The 13,959-nt window shown below is 57.4% G+C and carries 17 protein-coding genes; 9 read left to right on the top strand and 8 right to left on the bottom strand.

The features are described from left to right. Positions 1 to 66: 66 nt before the first annotated feature. Positions 67 to 822 (bottom strand): TetR/AcrR family transcriptional regulator, encoded by a 756-nt coding sequence (locus ACWPM9_RS08110; protein WP_484757338.1) that lies wholly within the window; start codon positions 820 to 822, stop codon positions 67 to 69. A gap of 238 nt (positions 823 to 1,060) precedes the next feature. Between ACWPM9_RS08110 and pncA the strand changes: the two genes are divergently transcribed. Next, positions 1,061 to 1,687, top strand: coding sequence for a bifunctional nicotinamidase/pyrazinamidase (gene pncA / locus ACWPM9_RS08105; RefSeq protein WP_484757337.1), 627 nt, complete (start codon positions 1,061 to 1,063; stop codon positions 1,685 to 1,687). A gap of 17 nt (positions 1,688 to 1,704) precedes the next feature. Continuing rightward, on the top strand, positions 1,705 to 2,553 hold the full coding sequence (gene panC / locus ACWPM9_RS08100) for a pantoate--beta-alanine ligase (protein WP_484757336.1): 849 nt from the start codon (positions 1,705 to 1,707) through the stop codon (positions 2,551 to 2,553). Between the two features lie 39 nt (positions 2,554 to 2,592). Here the strand turns inward: panC and ACWPM9_RS08095 are convergent, their stop codons facing one another. After that, positions 2,593 to 2,847 (bottom strand): DUF2164 domain-containing protein, encoded by a 255-nt coding sequence (locus tag ACWPM9_RS08095; protein WP_484757335.1) that lies wholly within the window; start codon positions 2,845 to 2,847, stop codon positions 2,593 to 2,595. A gap of 154 nt (positions 2,848 to 3,001) precedes the next feature. On the opposite strand from ACWPM9_RS08095, the gene ACWPM9_RS08090 reads away from it, so the two are divergent. Together ACWPM9_RS08090 and ACWPM9_RS08085 are read left to right on the top strand one after the other, a co-directional pair. Then, on the top strand, positions 3,002 to 3,712 hold the full coding sequence (locus tag ACWPM9_RS08090; protein WP_484757334.1) for an AzlC family ABC transporter permease: 711 nt from the start codon (positions 3,002 to 3,004) through the stop codon (positions 3,710 to 3,712). Then, a complete protein-coding gene (locus ACWPM9_RS08085; protein ID WP_484757333.1) occupies positions 3,709 to 4,020 on the top strand; it encodes an AzlD family protein in 312 nt (103 codons plus the stop codon). The genes ACWPM9_RS08090 and ACWPM9_RS08085 overlap by 4 nt, the downstream gene beginning before the upstream one ends. Here ACWPM9_RS08085 and ACWPM9_RS08080 read toward each other — a convergent pair. Next, complete coding sequence (locus tag ACWPM9_RS08080; protein ID WP_484757332.1) at positions 4,010 to 5,845, bottom strand: aminopeptidase P family protein; 1,836 nt, start codon at positions 5,843 to 5,845, stop codon at positions 4,010 to 4,012. The genes ACWPM9_RS08085 and ACWPM9_RS08080 overlap by 11 nt on opposite strands. A 310-nt stretch (positions 5,846 to 6,155) precedes the next feature. On the opposite strand from ACWPM9_RS08080, the gene ACWPM9_RS08075 reads away from it, so the two are divergent. Continuing rightward, positions 6,156 to 6,329, top strand: a complete 174-nt coding sequence (locus ACWPM9_RS08075) for a hypothetical protein (protein ID WP_428187145.1) — start codon at positions 6,156 to 6,158, stop codon at positions 6,327 to 6,329. 206 nt (positions 6,330 to 6,535) lie between these two features. Here ACWPM9_RS08075 and ACWPM9_RS08070 read toward each other — a convergent pair whose 3' ends face one another. From ACWPM9_RS08070 to ACWPM9_RS08060, 3 genes are all read right to left on the bottom strand, one after another. Next, a complete protein-coding gene (locus ACWPM9_RS08070; protein WP_484757331.1) occupies positions 6,536 to 7,408 on the bottom strand; it encodes a 50S ribosomal protein L11 methyltransferase in 873 nt (290 codons plus the stop codon). A 199-nt stretch (positions 7,409 to 7,607) separates the two neighbouring features. After that, positions 7,608 to 8,210 (bottom strand): SCO family protein, encoded by a 603-nt coding sequence (locus ACWPM9_RS08065; protein WP_428187147.1) that lies wholly within the window; start codon positions 8,208 to 8,210, stop codon positions 7,608 to 7,610. A 159-nt stretch (positions 8,211 to 8,369) separates the two neighbouring features. Further along, a complete protein-coding gene (locus tag ACWPM9_RS08060) occupies positions 8,370 to 8,528 on the bottom strand; it encodes a hypothetical protein (RefSeq protein WP_428187148.1) in 159 nt (52 codons plus the stop codon). Between the two features lie 316 nt (positions 8,529 to 8,844). On the opposite strand from ACWPM9_RS08060, the gene ACWPM9_RS08055 reads away from it, so the two are divergent. The 3 genes from ACWPM9_RS08055 (at position 8,845) to ACWPM9_RS08045 (ending at position 11,839) form a co-directional block, all read left to right on the top strand. After that, a complete protein-coding gene (locus ACWPM9_RS08055) occupies positions 8,845 to 10,815 on the top strand; it encodes a methyl-accepting chemotaxis protein (RefSeq protein WP_428187149.1) in 1,971 nt (656 codons plus the stop codon). A 2-nt stretch (positions 10,816 to 10,817) separates the two neighbouring features. Beyond that, a complete protein-coding gene (locus tag ACWPM9_RS08050; protein ID WP_428187150.1) occupies positions 10,818 to 11,282 on the top strand; it encodes a chemotaxis protein CheW in 465 nt (154 codons plus the stop codon). Positions 11,283 to 11,512: 230 nt separating this feature from the next. Next, complete coding sequence (locus ACWPM9_RS08045) at positions 11,513 to 11,839, top strand: hypothetical protein (RefSeq protein WP_428187151.1); 327 nt, start codon at positions 11,513 to 11,515, stop codon at positions 11,837 to 11,839. Between the two features lie 106 nt (positions 11,840 to 11,945). Here ACWPM9_RS08045 and ACWPM9_RS08040 read toward each other — a convergent pair whose 3' ends face one another. Both ACWPM9_RS08040 and ACWPM9_RS08035 read right to left on the bottom strand, forming a co-directional pair. Next, positions 11,946 to 12,437 (bottom strand): CreA family protein, encoded by a 492-nt coding sequence (locus tag ACWPM9_RS08040; protein ID WP_428187152.1) that lies wholly within the window; start codon positions 12,435 to 12,437, stop codon positions 11,946 to 11,948. 67 nt (positions 12,438 to 12,504) lie between these two features. After that, positions 12,505 to 13,095, bottom strand: a complete 591-nt coding sequence (locus tag ACWPM9_RS08035; RefSeq protein ID WP_484757330.1) for a 3'-5' exonuclease — start codon at positions 13,093 to 13,095, stop codon at positions 12,505 to 12,507. Between the two features lie 252 nt (positions 13,096 to 13,347). Here ACWPM9_RS08035 and ACWPM9_RS08030 point away from each other — a divergent pair, with 252 nt between their 5' ends. Continuing rightward, positions 13,348 to 13,875, top strand: a complete 528-nt coding sequence (locus ACWPM9_RS08030; protein ID WP_484757329.1) for a GNAT family N-acetyltransferase — start codon at positions 13,348 to 13,350, stop codon at positions 13,873 to 13,875. Positions 13,876 to 13,959 lie beyond the last annotated feature (84 nt).

Raw genomic sequence — 13,959 nt, 5'->3', positions numbered from 1 at the left:
TGATAGGCGGCCCTTGGCAGTCGGGCATGAAGCCCGGCTGTCGCAGTTTCTTCAATGGCCCTCGCCTTAGAAGTCAAATAGCGCCTGCTGAACCGGCATGTCCGGTACTGGCTTTGCCTTCGCAGCCTTAGGTTTGTCGGTCTTGGGCTTCTCACGTTTCGGCTTGGCGGCTTTTGGTGTCGGCTCCAAGACAGCATCGTTGTCGCTTCCAGCTGCGGCCATTGGCTCGGCGACGGCTTCGAATGCCGCAACCTTCTCCACACCCATGGCAGCAGACAGATTGATACCTGCCGGCTCCAGCATCAGTGCCAGTTCCTCGATATAGATGGAGAGATCGTCGCGAGCCGGCTCTTCCAGCACGGATGCACCGACATAACCCCAATAGATGAGCTTGATGCGGCGGCTTGCGGTGTCGCGCTCCAGACCACGGCCAACGGCCAGTTCCTCCATCAGCGCCAGACGGCGTCCGTCGATTTCGGCAAGGGCAGCGCGTGCCATCGGCTCTTCGATCGCCCAAAGCCGCATCTGCCGCTCGCGCATGGCACCGGAGCCGAAAGCCTGTTTCAGCAGGTCTCTGACGCTGATGTCGTCGGCAGCGAACTCCTTGCTGAGCAGCGCCATCGTTTCGTCCGTCCAGCGACCGATCACGGCACGGTGAAAGGAACCGACCTCGGGGAAATGCCAGTAGAAACTGCCGCGCGTGACGTTCAGCATCTTCGACAGGGTATCGGCTTTGACAACCCGAAAACCGTGGGCCTCAAGCGCCTCGAGCCCTGCCAGAATCCAGGCTTCCACGCTCATCTTCTTTGACGTGCCGCTCAACTCAACCTCGTGAAACCGAAAAGCAATTACCTCATTGCCCTCTATAGAAGCGATCAGTGAGCGGCAACATACATCCGTGTCCTGACGCAAACCATGCACAGCTGTCTTTACCTTTTGGGCGAAAACGCGGCATCGATTGCCTAACCCTTCCAGTCTCTCCGGCTATTTCAGGCAATTTCCCGATTGATCCCGAAGACGGCACTTGGCATTCTCCGCCCAGATAGACAAAGGATTTTTCATGACCAAGGCCCTGCTTCTCGTCGACATTCAGAATGGTTTTTGCCCCGGTGGCAATCTGGCAGTGCCCGAAGGCGATAAGATCGTGCCCATCGCCAACCGGCTGATGGATGGCGGGGGGTATGATCTGATCGTCGCCTCGCAGGACTGGCATCCAGCCAACCATGGCAGCTTTGCGTCGCAACATGCCGGCAAGCATCCGTTCGAAATGGGCGAACTGGCAGGCCAACCGCAAATGATGTGGCCCGATCACTGCGTGCAAGGCAGCAAGGATGCCGAGTTCCATCCGGATCTTGAGACCGGCAAGATCGATTATATCCAGCAAAAGGGTGAAGACCCGGCGGTCGACAGCTATTCGGCCTTTCGCGACAACGACCAGACAGCCCTGACCGGCCTTGCCGATTACCTGAAATCGAAGGATGTCACGGCCGTCGATATCTGCGGTCTGGCCACGGACTATTGCGTGAAGTTCTCCGCTCTCGACGCCGTCGAGATGTTGCCGGGCACCACCGTTCGCTTCATCTCCGATGCCAGCCGCGGCATCGATCCCGCAGGCGTCGAACAGGCAAAAGAGGAGATGCGTGCCAAGGGCATCGCTATCGTCGACAGCACTGACATCCTCGGTTGACCCAAGCGGAAAAGCGGATGGAAACCCTCACCAGCATAGCGGCACTGCGCGGACGCTTGGCCGGACCAAGACGTGCCGCAAAGTCCATCGGCTTCGTTCCGACCATGGGCTATCTGCATCAGGGCCATATGGAACTTGTTGCCCGTGCGCGCGCCGAAAACGATGTGACGGTCACATCCATCTTCGTCAATCCGCTGCAGTTCGGGGCGAAAGAGGACCTCGGCAAATATCCACGCGACCTCGCACGCGACAGTGAAATGCTGCGAAAAGCCGGTGTCGACTTTCTGTTTTCGCCGAGCGTGGAAGACATGTATCCGCGCCCGATGGAAACGGTGGTTGACCTTCCGAAGCTGGGAAATCAGCTGGAGGGTGAAGCCCGCCCCGGTCACTTCGCAGGCGTCGCGACCGTCGTTGCCAAGCTCTTCAACATCGTCCAGCCGGATTCCGCCTATTTCGGTGAAAAAGACTACCAGCAGGTCGCCATTATAAAGCGCATGGTCGAAGATCTGGCGCAGCCGGTTCGTGTCGTTCCGGTGGCCACCGTTCGCGAAGCCGATGGCCTCGCCTGCTCCTCACGCAATGTCTACCTCTCGCAAATCGAGCGGACTGCGGCCGTCATCGTACCGAATGCGCTCAGCGAAGCACAAAGACTGTTTAAGGGTGGTATGCGCAACGCGGCAGAGCTGGAAGCAGCGCTTGCGACCTTCATCCGCACGGAACCGCTCGCCCACCCCGACGTTATCGCCGTTCGCGACCCCCATACCCTTGGGCAGATCGAAACCGGGGCCGATGCCATTCTTGTCCTGCTTTACGTCCGTATCGGCGCAACGAGACTGCTCGATAACCGCGTCATAACGACTGGCTGACTGCGACCTGAGCACCTTCCCCAAGATGTGCAGAAAAGATCAATTCGTGTCGGTGCCAAGCATTTCAAGCTGATAGATCGCCTCGTTGATATCGTCCACCTTCTGCATCACCGCAGCCTGCGCATCGTAGAGCCCGCGATTGTAGAAATGCGAGCTGAGCTCGCGGGCAAAAACAGCGACCAGTTCCTCCATTTCGAACCGCCCCAGCTCCAGCTGGAATTCCTCGCGAAAATGAGATTGCAGCCGCGCAACGGTCTCGGCCAGCTCTTCGGGGGAAAAATCGAGTGTTGCCATCAACGTCGTTCCTTTTCTTCAAGAAAACGGTGCGAGACACAAAGATTATGACGGAAAGACCGGTTCAGCAAATTCCAACGCCCCATAAAGGGAATTCATTTGTGCATTCACACCGGCGGTTCTATGCCCGACACACAGGACATGAGGAGTAGAGATGCGTAGGGACTTCATTGAGGGGATGTCGGCAACCCCTCCGGTATTGGTATCGACGGTGCCCTTCGCCATCCTGTTCGGCGCCATCGCCGCCAGCAACGGGTTGACGGTGGCAGAGGCCGGCCTGATGAGCGCCACCATCTTTGCCGGAGCAAGTCAGTTGGTTGGTCTGGAACTGTTCGGACACAACGTGCCGGCATGGTTGATCGTGCTGTCGGTGTTCGCTGTGAATTTCCGCCACATTCTTTACTCCGCCGCCATCGGCCCGCTCTTTGCCGCCTACTCTCCAGCGCAAAAGGCGCTCGCCTTCTTCCTTCTCACCGATCCGCAGTTCGCACTGTCTCTGGCGCGCAAGGAAAGCGGAAAGGCGGTCACCTTCGGCTGGTATCTCGGCTTTGGCGTCGCGTTATACGTACCCTGGGTCATACTCTCAGCCGTCGGCGCCTATTTCGGCACGCTGATCGGCGATCCGAAAACCATCGGCATCGATGTGCTGCTGCCCATCTATTTCGGTGGCCTGACACTCGGCTTTCGCAAGCGCGACAACTTCGCCATCGTTGTCGTCGCCAGCGCGATCGCGTCAATCGCGGCCTATATTTATGTCGGCTCGCCATGGCATGTGAGCATCGGCGCGGCCGTCGGTATTCTGCTGGCAGCAGCGCTTCCGCCGAAAAACCGGGATGGGGTCGCCACTGCGGAGGCGGCACGATGAGCGAATTTGCCAGCCCCTACATGCTCGTCGTCATTCTGGCATCGGCTGTGGCCACCTATCTCACCCGCATCGGCGGCCATCTGATCATCGGCCGGATGAAGACCATCCCGCCACGCCTTGATGCCGCGCTCAACGCCGTCCCGGCAGCCGTGCTCACCACCCTTGTGGCACCCGCCTTTTATGCAGGCGGGTTGGATGTGAAGGTGGCAATGGCTGCCGGACTGATCGCAGGGCTTCGCTTTTCAGCCATCCCCATGCTGATCATCGGCTGGTGCGTGGTCATGGCGATGCGCCATTTCAGCGGTTGAATGGCTCCGTTGCCTTCTCAAGCCATGCCTTGACCTTTGCATCCTCGACAAGCGGCATTAGTTCATCGCGCGTCTTGGCATGATAGGCATCGAGCCATTGCAGCTCTTCGCGCGTCAAAAGCTCGGTCAAAACCAGATATTTGTCGATCGGCACATAGGTCAGCGTCTCGAAACTGTGCATCGGGATATCGCCGCCCTCGATGCTCTCGGCCTCGCGCACATAAATGAGGTTCTCGATACGGATACCAAAGGCACCGGGACGGTAGTAACCGGGCTCGTTCGATAAGATCATGCCCGGCAGCAATTCCTGCTGCGACACCCGAGAAATGCGCTGCGGCCCCTCGTGAACGGAGAGGAATGAGCCAACGCCGTGACCCGTTCCATGGGCATAATCGGCACCGGCCTTCCACAAGGCCATGCGCGCCAGCGGGTCGAGATCGCAGCCGCGAGTCCCCTTGGGGAAGCGCGCCATACTGATCGCGATCATGCCCTTGAGCACCAGTGTAAAGAAGCGCTTCTGCTCCTCCGGCACAGCACCCATGGCAACGGTACGGGTGATATCCGTGGTGCCATTGATATATTGCGCCCCGGAATCGAGCAGGAACAACTCGCCGGAATTGAGCTTGCGATCAGAAACGGTCGTTACCCGGTAATGAATGACGGCACCATGCTCGCCCGCACCCGATATTGTGTCGAAGGAGATATCCTTGAGCGGGTTCTGCATCCGCTCTCCCACCTTGGCCCGCGCGGCTTCCAATGCCTTGGTGGCATCGATTTCCGAGACTGTGCCCGGATGCTGCTGGTCCAGCCAGCAGAGAAACTCAACCATGGCGACACCGTCCTGAAGATGCGCAGCAGCGGAGCCGTTGAGCTCGACCGTGTTCTTGATGGCTCGCGGCAGCTTGGCCGGATCCTCACCCTCAACTACCTGTCCACCCGATTGCGTAATCACATCTGACAATGCGTAGGGTGTCAGCTCCGGATCGACCAGAATATGTGCGCCAGATTTGCTCAGCGCCTCAAGCCGGGGGGCAATCTCTTCTGGCTCGGACTGCGTCGCCAACTGCCCGAGATAGGCTTCGGCCTCGATACCGGTCTTGTGTTTGCTAAGAAAAATCTCGGCCGATCCATCGGCATGGACCAGCGCCCGTGCCAGTGGATGCGGTGTATGGGGCACATCGGCACCACGAATGTTGAAGATCCAGGCCACGGACGATGGGTCCGTGATCAGAACGGCACCCAGATGCTTTTTCTGCAGCTCGGCCGCAATCGTCGCGATCTTGTCTTTCGCCAACACGCCAGCATAGCTGTCACCTTGTATGGTGACCGCGCCGCGCGGCTCTGCCGGGCGATTGTCCCAGATGGCATCAAGCGGATTGGCCTCCAGCAGCACCAGACTGCCGTCCTTTTCCGCCAGCGCCTTTTGCAACCGTCGCACTTCGGCTCCGGTATGAAGCCAGGGATCGATACCAAGGCGAAAGCCCGAAGGCAGGTTCGCGGGGATCCATTTGTGCGGCGGCTCACCAACCAGATCACCGCCGGTAAAGACCTCGCCGTCGACCTGCTCGACGAGTTGCGTTGTGTAGCGGCCATCGACGAACACCACAGCTTGCGTTCGCGTGACCAGCACAATACCCGCCGAACCGGTAAAGCCCGTCAACCAGGCAAGCCGTTCCGCAGAGGCCGGTACATATTCCCCCTGATATTCGTCTGCGCGTGGCACCAGAAAGCCGTCCACGCCAAGCCCGTCGAAGCGCGCGCGCAACGCCTCCACGCGTGCCTTGCCGAATTGTGGATTGGAGGTGACATCGAAGGACTGGAACATGGAGGGGCCTTTCTGCAATTTCGCGATTCGTTATAGCAAGCGCATAAGGCAGCGCCAGCCCCAGCATGAGCCTCTCCGCAATTCGCTTCGCCACGGCCGCAGGGAGAAATGATGCAATGCGATAAAAATTGCGGCAGACAATGCCTAGATGCTGTGCAGAAATGCAGAGTTCGATGCGAAATCGCCACGACCATTGCAACAAACGCATAACAGCTGTGAGACAAACCCCCTGCCTAAACCATGTTGCAGTGCGTATATTCCAATCATCGAACGGGGCCACAGAGGCTCCCGGAACGAAAAGGATTTTAAAATGGCCAACTCATTCTTTCGCAATGCCTACACTCGCATGGTCGAAGCTCGCGAGCGTCAGGTTAGCCGTTACGTCAACGGTGCACTCCTGAACCTCGACGACAAAACGCTGGAATCCATGGGTACCAGCCGTGCAGAACTGCGCCGCAAGGGCGCCAACAGCTACGTATTCTAAGATTGGACGACCCGGCGTATCTCCTCCCTCCGCCGGTTCTCTATAGAATACGTTGACCTGCTTGAGCGTTCTCCTCCCAAGGCTCGCGGGTAAAAGCAAGGCGGCATCAATGATGCCGCCTTTTGCTTTTTCAGGGAAATCAGTGAGGAATTCCTGATATTCAACCCACGCAATGCTGCGACGCACACAATAACGGTGTAAGCTGATCACTTCAGGTGGATCGTCACCCAACCATTGCGCCAGATCGTCTTCACGTGTTTCATTCCGGCTGCGTTATAAGCAGCCAGGACTTTCCAGCGCTGCGCTGCCAGAATGCCTGACAGGATGACGGAACCATCGACCGTCAGGTGCCGTACGAGCATCGGCGCCATTTTCATCAAAGGCCTCGCCAGAATATTCGCGACGATCAGGTCGAATGGTCCATGTCGCGAAAAGGCCGTGGAGTGAAAGCCGGGCGCTGTCTCGAAGTGTATACCGCTGACCAGGCCGTTGTTGCGCGCATTTTCGCGCGCCACATGAACGGCAATGGGATCGATGTCCGTGGCAAGAACTGGAATGGCCTTCAACTTGCGCACAGCAATCGCAAGCACACCACTGCCTGTCCCAAGATCCAGTGCATTGGTGACCGATTGTGAGCGGATGACCGAATCGATCATTTCCAGGCAGCCGGAAGTGGTCCCGTGATGTCCGGTGCCGAAAGCCTGTCCCGCTTCAATTTCGATGGAAAGATCGTTCGCCCGGATCTTGTCGCGGTCATGCGCGCCATGGACAAGGAACCGCCCCGCACGAACGGGCTTCAATCCCTCCAGCGACTTTGCGATCCAGTCGATGAGCGGCAAGACCTCTCTTTCGATCTCCAACGATGGGAAAGCCTCGGCCAGAACAGCGGCAAAGCGTTCATGGATGTCGGCTTCCTCGTCCCCCATCATGTAGACGGAGGCCTCCCAGATGTCCTTGGTCTCGTCGACCTCGGTCGTGGCGATTGCATATCCGTCGTCTTCGAATGCAACGCTCATCAGGTCCAGCACCTGGCCGGCCTGAATTTCGGTGGTCGTCACATAAAGGCGGATTTCACTCACGGTCTGTATCTCGCTTGAACGGTTGAATGGTACCTGACACCTGATTCACTGAACCCGAAGTGGTCCAGGGCACAAATCACGCAACAGACAGAGGTGCTGCAGCCAGGATCAGCACACAATATGTACGGCACAGCGCTGCAAGAACACCGTTCCGCTACTACGGGTCGCCTTTGAGAGCAAGAGCCGGAGGCTTTGCGCCTCAGCCCTTCTTCATCAGATTTTCAAGCTTTTTGACAGCGACATCCGGATTTTCGCCATAGGAGATCGTGCCGGTAAAACGCCCGCCGCCATCCAGAAGGAAGACCGATGCCGTGTGATCCATCGTATAATCGCCGGTCGGATCATTCTCATCCAGAGGCACCTTCTTGGCATACACGCGAAAGCCCTTGATGACCTCTGCAATCTTGTCAGGCGAGCCGCTGATGCCTGTCACGCGGTCGGTGACATTGGAAATATATTTGCCCAGCAATTCAGGTGAGTCGCGTTCAGGATCGACGGTCACGAAATAAGCCTGCAGCCCCTTGCCTTCCGGGTCGACCTTCTTCAGCCAGCCATCCAGTTCGAAAAGCGTCGTCGGGCAGACTTCCGGGCAATGGGTAAAACCGAAAAACAGGGCGGTCGGTTTGCCACGAAATGCCTGCTCGGTAATTTCCTGCCCGTTCTGATCCACCAGCTGGAATGGCACACCGTATGGCGCTTCCGTCATCTGCTGTTTGGATTGCGTGATCGAAAATGTCAGCCAACCGAAAACCCCGGCCATAGCGACAACGGCAACCCAAAGAGCGATACGTATTTTCTTCATGGAACTCATTTTCTTTTACCCAGCCTGCCCACAGAGAGCAGTCGCGCGATGACTGTCATACCGGATGGCTTATGGCAGCTGGCATACTGACGCGCAAATCAACACAAACGGAAATGCGGCAAATGCGCGGATATGTCCCGGTTGCGCCGACCGCTTCCCCTAAAAACAGAGGGATAAACCGTTCTCGGCATAGGTGAGTACAATGGCAGCGCCATATTTCAACCAGCCAGCAAAGACGACGGCGGCAAGGGCCGACAGCAGTCCCGCCAGTGCCAGCCAGAAGACGATCGGTGAAATCCGCAACGTTATGTCACTCATGCGATCATTTTACTGCAGGAAGACAAAAATGGAAGCGCTCCTGATGACTATCCGATGCGTCCTCACCAGGGGCTCTCGCGGTTCATCATCGCGCCATCCCCCCACTCGCTGGGCAAAACGCGGCCCGGCCAAGCAATTCCATAGCATCACCATTTTGAATTTTAGCGATAGATTAACCAATGACATGAAATATAAGCCCGCGAAGATAGTTAAATTAGCTATTGTGGATATGACGTCCTCCGAAAGCCTGTCTTTCGGCTCTGCATGAGAACCAACATCTGCAGCCCGAATGCCTTGCCGAGCCACTGGAGGACGAATGCTGAATTTCATCGCGGGACGAAATCTCTCCGTAAAACAACGTTTGATGACCCTGGGCATAGCCGCGGCATGTGGCTTCGCGTCGGTGGTTGGCGCAGGCTGGTATCTCGGAAAGCAGGCTGACGCCGCCCTCCTGCGGGCAATACAGGTCGGCGATCAGATTGAGCACGTCAATGAAATGCGCCTGGCGAATTCCAGTCTCGTCCTGGCTGCCATGGATTCCATCATCGATCGATCCGAGGGCGCTATTTCCGCTGAGCGAATCGACATCATAAATAATACCGGCGACATGTTGGCCAGCGGCGCTGCCGATCTGAAGGCGCTTGCGGCAGAAACCAGCAATCCTGGCATGGTGCAAACCTATGATGCAGATCTCGTGGAACTGCGTCAGGCCATCGGCGTCGAACTCAAAGACCTGATCAGCAACAATGCCCCTGACGAAGAATATGTGCGCATCGACGATGCCATTGATGGCGCCGGCGACCGTGTTGCCAAGGCCCTCGATGATGTCGCCAAGGCCGGCGGCATTTTCATGGACCAACGAACCTCAGAAGCCACGAGCCTGTCGCGCATGTCCATCTATATCCAGATGGCACTCGGGCTTGTTGCTTTCGCGACAGTGATCCTCCTTCAGCTTGTGCACGGAAATTCGATTATTAATGGCATCAGTGCCGTGCGCAATTCCATGCAGAAGATCATCAACGGCGACTATGAAAGCGCAGTGCCACAGACCGGTCGGAATGACGAGATCGGCGACATGGCCCGCTCTGCCGAGCTTTTCCGCGTTGCGGCAATCGAAAAAAATCAGCTCGAAAGCACAGCCGAACGGGCGCGTGTGGAAAACGAGCAGGAACGCACCAACCGTGCAGCAGCCACGGAAGCCGATGCGCGCGCCATCAAGGTCGCGGTCGATGCTCTGGCGCTGGGTCTGCGCCGCCTCGCCGATGGCGACCTGACCGCTGAGATTAACGAGCCCTTCCAGCCGGATCTCGAACGCCTGCGCAACGACTTCAACCAGCTGACAACGCAATTGCGCGACGTCATTCACCAGATCAATGGCAGCACAAGCTCGATCGGCGCCAATAGCCACCAGATGCGCAGCGCAGCCGATGACCTGGCAAAACGTACCGAACAGCAGGCAGCATCGTTGGAGCAGACCTCTGCATCGCTAGACCAGATCACCAACACCGTACGTGGCTCCGCAGAACGCGCTGAAGAAGCAAGCCACATGGTCGATAACGCAAAGGCCTATGCGGAAAAGTCGGGCACAGTTGTATCGGACGCCGTCTCCGCCATGGAGCGGATCGAAAATGCGACAGGCGAAATCGGCAAGATCATCAACGTGATCGACGAAATCGCCTTTCAGACCAATCTTCTGGCCCTCAACGCAGGCGTGGAAGCCGCGCGTGCTGGCGAAGCCGGAAAGGGCTTCGCAGTCGTCGCCCAGGAAGTCCGCGCCCTTGCCGGACGTGCGGGCGATGCCGCTCGCGACATCAAGACGCTGGTTGGAAAATCCAATGAAGAAGTCAAGACCGGCGTCGACCTTGTCGCTGCCGCCGGAGAGGCTTTGCGCACCATTGGCGACAATGTTTTGCAAATCAACGATCATGTTAAGTCGATCGTAACTGCATCTCGTGAACAATCGACAGGACTAGCAGAGATCAATACGGCCGTTAGCCAGATGGATCAGGTAACACAGCAGAACGCGGCCATGGTGGAAGAGACCAATGCTGCAAGCCACACACTGGCAAACGATGCGGAAAATCTAACCCGCCTGGTCGGCCGGTTTCGCACAGGTGGAGCTTCCGCTGCACCGAGCAGAGGCCCGCAAGCAGCCCATGCTGCTTCCGAGCCCAAACCATCGCCTGCGCACCAATTGGTCAACAAGGTCGCAGGTGCATTCAATCGCGGTTCGGCGGCTGTCCAGACAGCTCCGACAGCCGCAGCAGACAACTGGGAAGAGTTCTGATCATGTCAAACGCAATAAAGCAGTCGGGCGCTTATCTCGAAATCGTATCGTTCCACCTGGGCGACCAGGAATTCTGCATCGACATCATGGCCATTCGTGAAATCCGCGGTTGGGCACCGGTGACGCCGATGCCGCATACCCCGCCTTATGTCCTGGGTCTCATCAACCTGCGCGGCGCCGTGATCCCTGTCATCGACATGGCCTGCCGTCTCGGCATGAAAATGACCGAACCATCGGAACGTGCTGCCATCATCGTCACGGACATTGCCGGCAAGCTGGTCGGCCTTCTGGTCGAACAGGTATCCGACATGATGACGATCAAGGGTGAAGACCTGCAGCCGGCACCGGAAATCATCCCGGAAACCCAGCGCGCCTTCTGCCGCGGCATCGTGGCCCTGGAGAAGACCATGGTCTGCTTCCTGAACCTCGACACCGTCATCGCAGACGAGCTCGCTCAGGCCGCCTGACAACATACTAAGCCCCTTCCCGGGAAACCGGCCTTCTGCATTTGCGGAGGGCCGGCTTTGCTATTTCCGGTGTTCTCCAATTGTGGCTTTTCAAGATCTCTCACACATATGTGAATAAAATAATTTTCGCATATAAAGTTGATAATCCAGGAACTTATGGAAGCCGTGATCATTATCCCAGTGTCTTCGATAACACGTCGAAACGACACCATGACAAAAGGAGATTGATCATGAACAAGACAATTAAAATCGCCCTCGCCGGTATGCTTGCAGCGTCTTCGCTTGGCGGTATCGCCGCAGCCCAGACCGCAGCAACAACGATGACCGAAGGCGTGAACATCGTCCGCATCGAGACCCTCGACAACGACAGCACACGCGGTCAGTTCGACCGTCTGCAGCTTCAGGCCACTGACAAGGATCAGGTAGCCGAGGCACAGGCTGAAGTCACGGCTGACCCTGCGATCGCTTCCGCTCTCAAGGAGCAGAGCATCGAGCTGATGAACGTGATTGACGTGGACACTGCTGCCAACGGCGGCAAGATTGTTTATGTCCGCTAAAGCGGCCGCTGACCGACACAGTCAGCCACTCAAGCGAGCGCCTTGGACCTTTCCAGGGCGCTCTGCTCGTTTATAGGACCGAGACCACAGAGACGAAATTCCAAACCTATTTGGGCTCGCCTTTTTCCCAGGTGACCGGCTGACCGAACAGCGGAACAGTCGAGATGGCCATCTTGGCAGATCCGTCCGTGACCTGCTTGGAATGAACAAGATAGATCAGCGTGTTGTTCGGCTTGTCATAAATGCGGTTGACGAGAAGCTTCTTCCAGATGAGCGACCGCCCCTCCCGGAAAACCTCTTCGCCCTGTTCATCCAGTTCGATATCGCCAATGGTGATTGGCCCTGTCTGTCGGCAGGCGATCGAACTGTTGGAGGGATCCTCGAACCAGTTGCCCTTGCTCAGGCGATCGATGATCGACCGGTCGAAATAGGTCACATGGCAGGTCACGCCCTTGATCTTCGGGTCAGCCAGAGCCTCGATGATGATATCGTTGCCGACCCAGTCGACCCCGACCTTACCGACGACCTCTGAATGGGCGGATGTCGCCCAAAGAGCTGCAAAGCCTGCAGCACATGCCGCAATTTTCCCCAAACGCATGGCGTTCCTCCGATAACTGTTTCGAAAAAGAAGTAAGAAGCCTGCCCTTGGTTACAAGTGCAGAGTATCAGCTTGCCTTGCAGGAACATGCTTCATATCCACCCGGATAGAGCCGGCCGACGCGCATGTTGATCGCCCGCGCCACATCATCGATGCGTGCAGCCTTCACCTGCCGCGCCATTGCAAGCACCGCCTCGGCACACATCGCTGCATCTTCAGCCGCATTGTGGTGGACGAAACGCAGGCCAAGATAATCGGCAATGATATTGAGCTTGTGCGACGGCAGTTCCGGCATCAAACGGCGCGCCATCTTCACGCTGCACATGTAAGACAGCGTCGGATAGGGCTGGCGATAAGCATCCAGCGCGTTGCGCCAGACCGAGAAGTCGAATGAGGCATTATGGGCAATAAGCGTCGCGCCCGCAAAATCATCGGCAAATTCGTCCATGACCTCCGGAAACTCGCCTGCATCTTCAACATGCTCGGGCCTGATCCCGTGAATGGCAATATTGTAGGATGAAAATCGCATGTCCTTTGGACGGATAAGTCGCTCTTCCACCCGGGTCACGGCACCATCCTCGATCCATGCGAGCCCAACCGAGCAGGCACTTCCGCGCTGTTCGTTGGCGGTTTCGAAATCGATGGCAATGGCTTTCATCGGCTGTTCCTGCGTGATCTGCGGCCAAGCGTTTCGATTCGAAGCGGCTTGACTTTGATGCCCTTCCCTAGAACATTGGCAGCATGATCGCCAGTGTAACGCTTCTTCATGTGACCACGCTCACCGACGTCCGCAGGGACGGCCGGGCGCTCATGCTGACCTAAAGAAGCAAGCGATCCAGTCACCACCCTGCCAACGATGGAGCAGGGTCGGTGAAGTGCCCTGCTCTCCGGCATTCTTCAGGAGAGTTTCATGCCACCCGAACAACCACCTTCAGCACGACCGCAACCAGCCAATCTTGTCATTCGCGCCACCACGCCGGACGATGCAGCAGGCATTACAGCCATTCACAGACTGCCAGGCTACCGCCACGGCACGCTTCGCCTTCCCCATGAGAAGACTGCCGACATGCTGAAACTCATCGAACACACGCCCGCGGGCGCTGTCACACTCGTGGCACTGCTAGAAGACACCGTGGTTGCCGACATCGCCCTCATTCCCATGACCGGCCGCCGCCGTCACGTCGCCGAACTCGGTATGGGCGTCCACGACGATTATGTCGGGCTCGGCATCGGACGCGCACTGTTGGGGGAAGTCTTGTCCGTCGCCGATAACTGGCTGGATTTGAAACGCGTGCAACTGACCGTCTACCCGGACAATCAGGCAGCGATTGCCCTCTACAAACGTTTCGGCTTTGAGGAAGAAGGACGTCACCGAAAATTCGCCTTCCGAGACGGCGCCTATGTCGATGCGCTCGCCATGGCACGCATCCGGGATTAACCTTGGGCGCAACGCAAACGTCTTTTTTGCCGCAAGCCCTGTACATTTGCGGCGTTCACAGCTAGGAACGCCGCAAATCCGGCG

The sequence above is a fragment of the Agrobacterium sp. H141 genome (assembly GCF_057158725.1).
This window is presented reverse-complemented; position numbering and strand designations above follow the sequence as displayed.